Raw genomic sequence first — 10,849 nt, 5'->3', positions numbered from 1 at the left:
GTTTTATGTTATCATTAATTTAAAAAATATTAAAAATTTTTATTATGCCTCTAAAATATTTTATTAAAAGACACAATTTATATTCTACTCCCCAATCCGGAGAGGGTCGTGAACTAAAAACACTGACTTTAGAAAAAGAAAGAAAAAGACTTGAAAGAATTAACATTAAAGAAACTGGCAAAAAAGATAAACTAACAAAAGTAATAAAGATTTTAGCATTGATATGGTTTATTACTGCTGCGATTCCTGGTATAATATTGTGTATAAAATTTAGCTTTATAGTATTAAAAAAGATATCTGGCATTTCTGAAATGCCTCACACCTTAGATGCTCTCACATTTTTAATGCTTATAATCTTTTTACTATCAACTATATTGTTTGCTCTACCATTAATCCTGCTTTTGGTGATTAAATATGTTGCCCTTTGGATGAAAGATAGACATCAAAAAAGTATAAAACAATGAAATTGAGTTTCAGGCTAATTTACATATCATTTCTTTATATCATGCTTTATACAGAACAGATCTTTACAGATATGGGAGGTATACATCCTTACGGTGTTAAATTAAGCGAAGACGCTCAGAAGGCGATAATCTTCTATAATTATAAGGAAGAAATACTAATACTTGGGACAAACTTTAAATCAGATAAAAATACTTCAATCGTCCGTTTTATTCCCTTCCCTTCTGAACCAAAAGTTTTTCTTGTGGATTCTAATCCTTTCAAGAAAATTTCAGATATAATTTCAAAAAAGAAGATTTTCTTTTTCCATATGACTAAGGTTGGAGAAAGGGTAAATCCTGTTCAGGTCTTATTTGATGCTAAGCTGGAATCTCACGATATAACTGTGATTAAGATTAAAGATATAAGAGATTTTAGAAATTGGGTTATCTCCTTTCTTTCTACAAAGCAACTTCCGACTGTCGGGAATCTTGAGACAGTGGAAGGTATAGCAAAGGATTATCTAAGTCGAGGATTTAATTACTTTGTGTTTGATATCGTTAAAGTTGAACCAGAAGGAGAAAACATAAAACCAATTGCTTACAGATTTAAAACAGAAAAACTTTACTATCCCCTTAAAAAACCTTAAATAGTATCAAGACTGGAGGGACTATTGAGATTATATTAATCTCTCCTGGTACAGTTTGCACTCCTGATTTCCATGATTCAATAGCTCTGTATGAAGAAATCAAAGACCCTCTTCCAGCCTGTTTACCATCGCTAAGAGGTACAGGATACAGCTCTGAATGGATGGATGTATCTACCTCTGATTCTCTTAGCCTTGATGAAATATCCTCCATTTTTCCTGATGCTAAAGATTTATTCAAAAGAGAAAATGGTGCTTACCTGCAGGTTTTTAAAAAATGGTTTTATGAGTTTAACTTTACTGAGGATATTTACATCGATATATCGAAATCCCCGGAAAAAGCTTACAATGTAGAGGAAAATGAAGGACTAAGATTTTGGTCTCCCTGGTGGCAGAAAGAGATTTTAGAAAAACTGAACAAAAATAGAAAAATAATAAAATTGCAGGAGGAGTAATAATAAAGTTGCAGGAGGCGAGCTATGAAAAAGTTTTTGTTTATCCTTTCTTTTGTTTTAGTAAGTAACTTTGGTTGGGCAGAGGACAATCAGTCCAACAAAACCAGTGGTTCTAACAGCAAAAAGTGTGAAAAAGTATGTGTTAAATGGGAAGAAAGAAGAGATTGTCGTCCAGATCCTGTTTTTCCTGACAGGCAAATATGTGCACTTTATAAAGTTTGCGCTCAATATGAAGAAAAATGTAATTAGCTATTAATAAACAAAAATAGAGAGGTTTATAGAGGTTTTCAGGGTTTAAAGAAAAAATAGCTAATTTTAGGATGGGACTTCTTACCCCACACGGGTAAATATAATTAAATAAACACTACCTCTTGCCGTTTTTACTTTTCTATTTCACAGTAATTTTTATCTCGTCAACTATTTTTTAACCTCGTTTTCTTTCAAATGACCTTTACTGTTTAATATGCAGTCCTTAAGATTTTCCAATTTGCATACTGTTAAATTTTTGGGTTCTTTTTCAACTATCAGTTCTGCCTCAGGATTGGTAAAACAGATAATTTTATGAATGTATACGTTTGACAAAGTTGGGACTTCGTGTTTTAAGTGATTGAGCTGTTTGGAAATCTGAGCTGAAATGTTACCTATATTCCCTCGGTAGGCTGTTCCTTTCCTTCCAATTTTAATATGATCCCAGCCTCCTTCGGTATATCTGATAAATCCTTTATGATTTTTAGCTTCTATGATAAATGCACCTTTGGGGCCTACCAGAAAACAATCGATATCTCCTAAATGGTTTAACGGAACTCCAAAAATGCAGTGTAATCGTCATTAAAGTTTTTTAAAAGATAATCCTTTAATTGATTTTCTCCTAAAAACCCATGTTCACGTATATTTTTTATGTTTGCTAATATATTTCGTTTTGAGAATAAAAAAATACTTAATAAGATGGAAATAAAACATATTAAAAAGGTTATGGTAAAGTTAGAAAAAGTATTACCTAAAAATATCCCTATGGGGATACCTGTTAATGAAAGTAAAATGTACCCAAAATACCTGTCAACGATCTTTTGATTTACCTCAATCTGGGCTTTTAAATGTGAGGTAATTATATAAAATTTCATTTCTTTTATTTTTGTGTTGATTTTATGATTATACTATCATTTTAGCATTTGATTGTATGATATCAAGATGTTTATAAAATTTTTAATCAATTTAGGTGTAAAAATTAGAACTATACTTCAAAAGTTAAAGTGGATTAGATGTGGTTAATAAAACTTAAGATTTTGGTTTAGATTTTTCTAAGATTATGGTAACAGGGCCATCGTTGATTAAGGCAATTTCCATGTAGGCTTTAAACACCCCTTCCTTTACGTTTATACCTTTTTGTTTGATTTTTTCAGCTAAACTCTTTAGGATGGCTTCAGCTTGGGTTGGGTCTTCTGCTAAGTGAAAAGAAGGTCGTGAACCTTTTTTAAGTTGTCCGCATATCGTAAAGTTTGAAACCAATAATACTTCACCGTTTATGTCTTTTAAACTGAGATTAAACTTACCTTCAGGGTCTGGGAAAATCCTTAGATTGACGATTTTATCTGCTATCCAGTCAACGGTTTTTTCATCATCCCCTTTTTCTACACAGGCTAATACTAAGAGCCCTTGGTTGATTTGAGAGATAATTTCTCCTTCTACAGAAACAAAAGCTTCTTTAACCCGTTGGACAACAGCCTTCATCTAATTTGGTAGTGTTCCTCTATATACTTTGAACCCAGCTCAAAGGCTTTTAAGTTGGGCTCGATAAGATGAGCTTTACTTTCTCCAAGCATATATTTTAGAGCTTCTTCAAAATTTTGTTTTGAAAAGATTTTAGAAATCTTATAAAAGGCCCCTAAAGCACAGATGTTAGCTAACATCGGTTTCCCTAAACTTTCAGCTAAAGAGTTTACTGGCACAAAGTAGAGTTTATGCTTTTTTTGTAAGACTTCTAAGTTGTCTATTTCTTCAGGTTTTACCAAGTCTGAATTGATAATAGCCTTACCTTTGTTTTTGAGTCTTGGGAGAAACTTAAGAAAAGAGGGAAGATTAAGTATGATCAAAAACGAAGGATTAAGAACTAAGGGAGAGGCGATAGTTTTTTTCGAGATAACTACGGTACAATTACATGTACCTCCTCTCATTTCAGGCCCATAAACCGGTAAGTAGGTTACATGATAATCAGCAAGCATAGAGGCTTGAGCGATTAAATTTCCTGTAAAAAGAACTCCCTGTCCTCCAAAACCTGCGATGATAAGTTCTAACCTCAAGGTCTTCTCTCCTTATTTTAGATTTTTTAAAAAGGGAGTGACTTTATCTTTAAATATTCCTAAAGGAAAATATTCGATAACTTTGTCTACGGCTTTAACTGCAGATACAGGGTCCATCTTCCAGTTGATAGGACAAGTAGAAAGAATTTCTACAAACCCAAACCCTAAATTCTTTATCTGGGCTAAAAAGGCATTCTTAATCGCTTTTTTAGCTTCTACAATCCTTTTAGGAGAGTTTAGGGCTACTCTGGCTGAATAGGCAACCCCTTCAAGAGTAGCCAGAATCTCAGCTATCTTAGGAGGATAACCAAAGGTTTCTGGATCCCTTCCTGCAGGGGTGGTAGTGGTCTTTTGTCCAGGGAGGGTGGTAGGAGAGGCTTGCCCTCCGGTCATTCCATAAATATTATTGTTTATCATAATAGAGGTGATTTTTTCTCCTCTTGCTGCTGCTTGAAAACTTTCATTAAAACCTATGGCCGCAAAATCTCCGTCTCCCTGATAGGTAAAAACCATCAAATCTGGTCTTGCTCTTTTGGCTCCTGTAGCTGCAGCACAGGCTCTTCCATGAGGTGCTTCTGTCATGTCTACATCTATATAAAAATAGAGAAAAACAGAACATCCTATAGAAGAAATAGCAAGACTTTTATCTTGAATACCTAATTCGTCTATTACCTCACATACCAATCTATGAGCTACGCCATGTTGACAACCAGGGCAATAATGAAAAGGGTTTTTCTTTAAACTTTTCGGGACTTGGAAAGGTTTAGACATTTTTTAATCTCCTTTTTAAGGTCTTCTGGAAAAGGAACTACACTCGGAGGATAAGGTAAAGAAATTACCTCTGCTTTTCCTTCTACCGCTAGTTTCACATCCTCAACCATCTGCCCACAGTTTTGTTCAGGTACTAAAATTTTCAAAGGTTTTTTAGCCTGGGTTACGATTTCTTTCAGAGGTTTATAAGGGAAAGGATATAAAGTAATAGGCCTAAAATATCCTACCTGATAACCTTTATTCCTAAGATCCTCGATAGCCTCATTAGCCAATCTTGCCATAGAACCAAAGGCAACGACTAAAACCATATCTCCTTCTTCAATTTTTGCCTCATATCTTATTTCTTTTTGCATGCTTTGGTATTTTTTCATCAGCTTTAAGTTATGTTGCTTAAGTTCTTCAGCATCTAAAAAAAGGCTTCTAAAAAACCTACTATTTCTGCCTTTGGCCCCGGTTAAAGCCCAAGTTTCTGGTGGATATTTTTTTATTTTTAATTTTTTTAAGACAAGGGGCTCTTTCATCTGTCCTAAAATAGCATCTAAAAGGACCATGACAGGGTTTCTATATTTTTCTGCAAGTTCAAAGGCCTTAGCCGTAAGTTCATAAGCTTCTTGAGCGTTAGAAGGGGCTAACACCAAAAACCTGAAATCACCATGGCCAGAGCCTTTAGTAGCTTGAAAGTAGTCTCCTTGAGAGGTTTCAATTCCTCCTAAACCAGGTCCCCCTCTCATTACGTTGACAACTACCGCTGGAAACTCAAGAGCAGCCAAGTAAGAAAAAGATTCGCACATAAGGGAAATACCAGGACTTGAAGAACTGGTCATTGCCCTGGCCCCGGTAGCACAGGCACCAAGTATCATGTTGATGGCTGCAAGCTCACTTTCAGCCTGTAAAAACACTCCACCTCTCTTAGGTAGTTCTCTTGACATAAGCTCTGGGATGTCGTTTTGAGGGGTTATCGGGTAACCAAAATAACATTTACATTCTGCTTCTAAAGCTCCAAAAACGATAGCCTCAACACCTTTGGCTAAGATTTTTTTATCCTTTTTCATTTTTTATCCTCTCTGGTAAATACTATATCCGGACAGACAAGATAACAAACCCCGCACATGGTGCAGGCTTCAGGGTTTTTAGCATAAACAACCTTATAACCCTGAAGGTTTCTTTTTTCAGAAAAGTCTAAAACTTGCTTAGGACAAAAATGTATACACAAACCACAGGCTTTACATCTGTTTTCGTCGATTTTTATCTTAAAAATCTCCGTACCTCCTAATTAAGATTTACTTTTATACTTATCTCTTAGCCACATACAAAGATTTTAAATATAATCTAATTAAGCATTTTGTAAACCCATTTTTAAGGCTTGTAAAGTTTCTAAATTTTCCAGATTAAAACAGCTAAAAGCTTGATTTTCTAAGGTTTGGGCTATAAGACCACACAGAACCTTTTTAGGCCCTACCTCTATAAAAGTTTTTACTTCTTGTTGATACATAAACTGAACACAGTCTGTCCATTGAACAGAAGAAGTAATCTGAGATTTTATAAGTTCTTTAAGTTTTTTCCCCTCGGTTTCAGCTCTGCCAGAAACATTGGTTACTACAGGTATTTTGGGGTCTTTCCAGGAAAGAGATTCTAAATAGGAGGCAAGTTTATCCTCTGCTTCTTTCATAAAAGGACTATGAAAACCAGCATTTACTTTAAGTTTAACAGCCTTAGCCCCTAATTCTTTGACTTTTTTCGCTAATTCTTCTAAAGCAGAAACTTCTCCACTTACCACCAATTGCTTAGGAGAGTTAAAATTGGCAATGACTATCAACCCGTTGACCTGTTGAATAATTTTTTCTAACTCGTCTTTGCTAATTCCGATGATGGCATACATCCCAGAAGGATTCTTTTCAGCGGCTTCTTGCATAACCTTACCTCTTAGTTTGACAGCTGAAAGAACCTCTTCCAAGGATAAAACTTCAGCTGCAAAAAGTGCGCTGTATTCACCCAGACTATGCCCGGCTACAAAAGAAATCAGACTCTTATTTCCATTTAAAACTTCATTTAAAAGCACATTAAAACAAGCTATGTTAACCACCGTAAGGCAAACTTGAAGGTTTTCTGTTTGGGTAAGCTCTTCCATAGGTCCTTCAAAACATAATTTTCTTACAGGAAGACCGGTGACTTCTTCGCTTTTAATAAAAAGGTCTTTTACGTATCCAAAGTGTTCAAAAAATTCTTTTCCCATTCCTATATACTGAGAGCCTTGTCCTGGGAAAACACAGGCAATCATTCTTCTTCCTCCTCCAAAAATTTTTCTGGTCCCATTTCTTCTAAATCTTCAAAACGAAGCTCGTAATCCTCTGGAGGTAAAAGTTCTTCAAGTTCAGCAGGGTTTGTCATCTCTATTTCTATAAGCCATCCTTCATCAAGAGGGTCCTCGTTAAGGATTTCTATATCTTCTAAAACTTTTTCGTTAACTTTTACTATTTTACCAGAAACAGGCATTAGAAGGTCGAAAACTTGCTCTATGGTTTCGATACTTCCAAAGATTTCATCTTTTTCAAACTCTTCTTCCTCTTCAGGAAGGTCAATATCTATTATCTCCATACTTTTTAAGATAAAATACTCGGTTATACCTACTCTTACGATTTTTTTCTTCTTTTTTTTCACCCAGAGATGTCCTTCGGTATACAATCTATCTTCAGGGACCTTAAACATAAAAAAACCTCCGTGAGATTGTAATTAAAAGAGTGTTATAACGAATTTTTTTAAATTGACAAGACTTTATTTTGAAAAATTTTTGATAAATTTGTCTTTTAATTTTTGATTTAAATTATATGCCCAGGCTAATAAAGCGGCTACTGTTTGATAAAGTTCTGGAGGTATAGGTTTTTCCAATTCGATTTTATACAGTTGTTGTACGAGTTTAGAGTCTTTTTTGATAGGGATGTTATGTTTTTTAGCTATCTCGAGTATAAGGTCAGCAAGATATCCCTTTCCTTTGGCTATTACCTTAGGAGCCTCATCTCCTGGTTCGTATTTAAGGGCTACTGCTGTTTTTTCTTTGTTTGAGTCTTCCATTTTGGTTTACATTTTTATAAGTATGTGCTATAATTCATTCAAGTCTTATTTTATTTATTTTCGGTAAAAATTAAAATTTGTAAAGGAGGCTGATATGAAGCTTACATTATCGGTTATAAAAGCTGATATCGGTGGGTTTGTAGGTCATTCTTCTGTCCATAAAGATGTGCTTGCCAAGGTTAGGGAAGTAGCTGAAGAGGGAAAAGATAAAGGGATAATCAGAGACCTTTCTGTTTTGGTTTGTGGAGATGATATAGCTTTAGTCATGACCCATACTAAAGGGGTTGATTCTTCAGAGGTACATGAGCTTGCATGGAATGCCTTTAAGGAAGGGACAGAGGTTGCTAAAAAATTAAAGATGTATGGAGCAGGACAAGACCTTTTGGCTGAGGCTTTTTCAGGTAATGTTAAGGGAATGGGACCAGGGATAGCAGAGATGGAGTTTGTAGAAAGAAAAAGTGAACCTGTTGTCGTGTTCTTTGCAGATAAAACCTCTCCCAGTGCCTGGAACTTACCCCTTTATGAAATGTTTGCTGATCCTATGAACACCGCAGGGCTTGTCATAGACCCTTCTATGCATGAAGGTTTTATTTTCGACGTGATGGATGCCTATACGGGTATGGGAATTCAACTAAAAACACCTGAAGAGCTTTATGACCTTTTGGTTTTTATAGGTGCTACCAGCAGATATGTGGTAAGGGCTGTCTACAGAAAATCTGACGGAGAGATAGCAGCCGCTGCTTCTACTCAGAAACTTTCTTTTATGGCAGGAAGGTATGTGGGAAAAGACGACCCAGTGCTTATCGTTAGAGCACAGAGCGGTTTTCCAGCGGTAGGTGAGGTTTTAGAACCTTTTGCAAGGCCTTGGCTGGTAGAGGGATGGATGAGAGGGTCTCATACCGGTCCTCTTATGCCAGTTGCTTTTAAAAATGCTAAACCCACCAGGTTTGATGGGCCTCCTCGTGTGATAGCAGCGGGTTATCAGATAGCAGATGGGTATTTGATCGGACCATCTGACTTGTTTGATGACCCAGCCTTTGATCACGCAAGAGAAGAATGTAACAAGATGTCAGATATTCTAAGGCGTCAAGGAATTTTTGAACCTCACAGACTTCCTCCTGAAGAGATGGAATATACCACCCTTCCTAAGGTGCTCGAAAAGCTAAAAGATAGGTTTAAGCTGGTAGAAACAGAAAGACCTAAATTTTCTTCTGAAGGAGAAATAGCAGAATAATGCACCAGTTTATTTTTGACCCCAAGGATTCTACCCTTGAAGACCAGATAAAGTTTGCCTGTTATAAAGGGATTATATGTTTTAACCGCTGTTGCTATGACGTAAAACTTGTGCTTACCCCTTATGATTTTTTAAGGTTAAGAAAGGCTTTGAACCTTTCTGTTGAGGAGTTTGTAGAAAAGTTTGGAGAGGCATACATAGGTGAGGTGACCCAGCTTCCGGTTATTTCTGTTAACATGGATCCCTATTCGATGTCATGTCCTTTTTTAGATGAAAAGGAGGGGTGTAAGGTTTATCAGGATAGGCCTGCTTCTTGCAGGCTCTATCCTTTAGCAAGATACATCAGGAAAGACCAAAAAGGAGAAAAGCAGGAAATCTTTAAAATCATTAGAGAAACCCATTGTAAAGGTCACTACGAACCCAAGGTTATCAAGATTGTGGATTATCTTAAAGAGCAAGGATTAGAGGAGTATCTATACTATAATGACCTTTGGGCTGAAGTGGTTTCAAAAAGACAGAAATTTATAGACACTCCTTTAAACGCCGATGTCCTTGAACTTATATTTTTGTTTTCTTATAATTTGCCTGAATTAAAAGAGATGATAAAAAAGGCTGAGGTAACAGGTTTTTCTAAGGCAGACCTTGAACTTCCTGAAGAAAAACTTTTAGAAAAGGGAATAATTTACATTCGAGACGTTCTTCTTTCGGAAGAAAACTTATGGTAATAATTTCGTAGTCTGATGAAAATAGGAAAAGACCTTCAGGGAGAAATCAACATCATACCTTTGGTTGATGTAGTTTTGGTGATCCTTATCATCTTCATGATAACCGCTCCTCTTATGACCTCTGGGATTGAAGTAGAACTTCCTAAAACCAAAGATTTCCCTATAACCCAAAAGGAAGCTCAGCCAATTAAGATTACCATTACCAAAGAAGGAAAGATCAAACTTTATGGACAAGAAATAAGTTTAGAGGTTTTATCTAAATGGGCTGAAGAAGCAAGGCAAAGAGAGTTAGCCAAAGAGATTCAGATAGAAGCTGATAAAGATTGCCCTTATGGCATAGTAGCTAAGGTACTCTCTGAATTAAAAAAAGCTGGGTTTTCAGAATTAGGATTGTTAACGCAATCTGAGCAACAATAAATACTATGTTTATAAGATACAACTTGGGTTATTATGTTCTTTCTTTATTTTTAAACTTTTGTTTTTTATTTTTACTTTTTTCTAACCTTGAGTTTTTTTCTAAAACACCTGAGACTTTAAAAGTAAAATTAGTTTCTAATGTTATGACCTCAGAAAATTTTAACATTCAACCAGTCTCTGGACCTTTGGTTGAAAATAAGTTTGAACAAAGTCAGTCTCAATCTAAAGAAGCATTATCTAAAAGAGAAGAAAAATCTGGCATAAGGGAAATTGAGGAGAAGAAGTTATTGGAAGAAAGATTAACCAAGATTACAAAGTCAAAACAAAGAGAGGTAGAAACTACAACAGAAGAGATGGGTCTTTTAAACAAAAAGATTGCGAGTCTAAAAAAGGGAGCTAAAGAAAGAGTGAGTGCAAGCTATAGGATAGAACAGCAAGGTAGTCTTGGTGGAAGTACAGGAGACTCTTTAGGTCAGGGAAACTATGGTTTAAAAGCAGGTGGTCAAACTTTAAGTCAAGAATATCTACTTTTGATAAAAAGGAAGTTGCAGAACCATTTTGAAATTCCTATTTATTTAAGAACTCAGAAGGACTTGATAGCTATGGTAAGGATAACCATAGGGTCTGACGGAAGGGTATTAAGTTATACTTTTGTCAAAAAATCCTCGGTTGGGGAGTTTAATTCTGCCGTGGAAAGATGTTTGAAAACCGCCTCTCCATTACCTGTTGACAGACCAGTTCAAGTAGTGGTAGAATTTAAAGGTACAGGAGTTGGAAAACTAGAATAAGAATTT

The 10,849-nt window shown here is 35.6% G+C and carries 17 protein-coding genes; 8 read left to right on the top strand and 9 right to left on the bottom strand.

The genetic code is table 11. The features are described 5' to 3' along the window. Window positions 1–44 precede the first annotated feature (44 nt). The 4 genes from G580_RS0103530 to G580_RS0103515 all read left to right on the top strand — a co-directional run bounded on the left by G580_RS0103530 (window position 45) and on the right by G580_RS0103515 (window position 1,791). Entirely contained in the window at window positions 45–464 is a 420-nt protein-coding gene (locus G580_RS0103530; RefSeq protein WP_028841077.1) for a hypothetical protein, read from the top strand. Next, window positions 461–1,090: a hypothetical protein gene (locus tag G580_RS0103525; RefSeq protein WP_028841076.1), complete on the top strand. Its 630-nt coding sequence runs from the start codon at window positions 461–463 to the stop codon at window positions 1,088–1,090. The genes G580_RS0103530 and G580_RS0103525 overlap by 4 nt, the downstream gene beginning before the upstream one ends. A gap of 161 nt (window positions 1,091–1,251) precedes the next feature. Next, the gene (locus G580_RS0103520; protein WP_028841075.1) at window positions 1,252–1,542 is read left to right on the top strand and encodes a hypothetical protein; all 291 of its coding nucleotides are present in this window, start codon (window positions 1,252–1,254) and stop codon (window positions 1,540–1,542) included. A 24-nt stretch (window positions 1,543–1,566) separates the two neighbouring features. Beyond that, complete coding sequence (locus G580_RS0103515) at window positions 1,567–1,791, top strand: hypothetical protein (protein ID WP_028841074.1); 225 nt, start codon at window positions 1,567–1,569, stop codon at window positions 1,789–1,791. Window positions 1,792–1,959: 168 nt separating this feature from the next. On the opposite strand, the gene G580_RS11950 is transcribed toward G580_RS0103515, so the two are convergent. The 9 genes from G580_RS11950 to G580_RS0103465 form a co-directional block, all read right to left on the bottom strand. After that, a complete protein-coding gene (locus tag G580_RS11950; protein WP_083960790.1) occupies window positions 1,960–2,355 on the bottom strand; it encodes a nuclease-related domain-containing protein in 396 nt (131 codons plus the stop codon). A gap of 462 nt (window positions 2,356–2,817) precedes the next feature. Beyond that, complete coding sequence (gene dtd, locus G580_RS0103500) at window positions 2,818–3,270, bottom strand: D-aminoacyl-tRNA deacylase (protein WP_028841072.1); 453 nt, start codon at window positions 3,268–3,270, stop codon at window positions 2,818–2,820. After that, window positions 3,267–3,839, bottom strand: coding sequence for a 2-oxoacid:ferredoxin oxidoreductase subunit gamma family protein (locus tag G580_RS0103495; protein ID WP_028841071.1), 573 nt, complete (start codon window positions 3,837–3,839; stop codon window positions 3,267–3,269). The genes dtd and G580_RS0103495 overlap by 4 nt, the downstream gene beginning before the upstream one ends. Before the next feature lie 12 nt (window positions 3,840–3,851). Next, window positions 3,852–4,610: a thiamine pyrophosphate-dependent enzyme gene (locus tag G580_RS0103490; protein ID WP_028841070.1), complete on the bottom strand. Its 759-nt coding sequence runs from the start codon at window positions 4,608–4,610 to the stop codon at window positions 3,852–3,854. Continuing rightward, window positions 4,577–5,662: a 3-methyl-2-oxobutanoate dehydrogenase subunit VorB gene (gene vorB, locus G580_RS0103485; RefSeq protein ID WP_028841069.1), complete on the bottom strand. Its 1,086-nt coding sequence runs from the start codon at window positions 5,660–5,662 to the stop codon at window positions 4,577–4,579. The genes G580_RS0103490 and vorB overlap by 34 nt, the downstream gene beginning before the upstream one ends. Beyond that, window positions 5,659–5,853, bottom strand: a complete 195-nt coding sequence (locus G580_RS0103480) for a 4Fe-4S dicluster domain-containing protein (RefSeq protein ID WP_245542836.1) — start codon at window positions 5,851–5,853, stop codon at window positions 5,659–5,661. Before G580_RS0103480 ends, vorB begins: the two co-directional genes overlap by 4 nt. Before the next feature lie 90 nt (window positions 5,854–5,943). Continuing rightward, window positions 5,944–6,888, bottom strand: coding sequence for an ACP S-malonyltransferase (gene fabD, locus G580_RS0103475; protein WP_028841067.1), 945 nt, complete (start codon window positions 6,886–6,888; stop codon window positions 5,944–5,946). Continuing rightward, the gene (locus tag G580_RS0103470; RefSeq protein ID WP_028841066.1) at window positions 6,885–7,316 is read right to left on the bottom strand and encodes a glycine cleavage system protein H; all 432 of its coding nucleotides are present in this window, start codon (window positions 7,314–7,316) and stop codon (window positions 6,885–6,887) included. The genes fabD and G580_RS0103470 overlap by 4 nt, the downstream gene beginning before the upstream one ends. A 66-nt stretch (window positions 7,317–7,382) precedes the next feature. Beyond that, window positions 7,383–7,679 carry an EscU/YscU/HrcU family type III secretion system export apparatus switch protein gene (locus G580_RS0103465; protein WP_028841065.1) on the bottom strand — a complete coding sequence of 99 codons (297 nt, stop codon included), beginning with the start codon at window positions 7,677–7,679 and terminating at the stop codon, window positions 7,383–7,385. A gap of 94 nt (window positions 7,680–7,773) precedes the next feature. Between G580_RS0103465 and fbp the strand changes: the two genes are divergently transcribed. From fbp to G580_RS0103445, 4 genes are read left to right on the top strand one after another with little or no spacing between them, the layout of a single operon-like run. Continuing rightward, the gene (gene fbp / locus G580_RS0103460) at window positions 7,774–8,913 is read left to right on the top strand and encodes a fructose-1,6-bisphosphate aldolase/phosphatase (protein ID WP_028841064.1); all 1,140 of its coding nucleotides are present in this window, start codon (window positions 7,774–7,776) and stop codon (window positions 8,911–8,913) included. After that, window positions 8,913–9,638, top strand: a complete 726-nt coding sequence (locus G580_RS0103455) for a YkgJ family cysteine cluster protein (protein WP_028841063.1) — start codon at window positions 8,913–8,915, stop codon at window positions 9,636–9,638. The genes fbp and G580_RS0103455 overlap by 1 nt, the downstream gene beginning before the upstream one ends. 15 nt (window positions 9,639–9,653) lie before the next feature. Beyond that, the gene (locus G580_RS0103450; RefSeq protein ID WP_028841062.1) at window positions 9,654–10,055 is read left to right on the top strand and encodes an ExbD/TolR family protein; all 402 of its coding nucleotides are present in this window, start codon (window positions 9,654–9,656) and stop codon (window positions 10,053–10,055) included. Between the two features lie 5 nt (window positions 10,056–10,060). After that, complete coding sequence (locus G580_RS0103445) at window positions 10,061–10,843, top strand: energy transducer TonB (RefSeq protein WP_028841061.1); 783 nt, start codon at window positions 10,061–10,063, stop codon at window positions 10,841–10,843. Window positions 10,844–10,849: the final 6 nt, after the last annotated feature.

Origin of the sequence: Thermodesulfobacterium hveragerdense DSM 12571, from assembly GCF_000423845.1 — a bacterium.
In the GTDB taxonomy this organism is placed as follows: domain Bacteria; phylum Desulfobacterota; class Thermodesulfobacteria; order Thermodesulfobacteriales; family Thermodesulfobacteriaceae; genus Thermodesulfobacterium; species Thermodesulfobacterium hveragerdense.
This window is presented reverse-complemented; position numbering and strand designations above follow the sequence as displayed.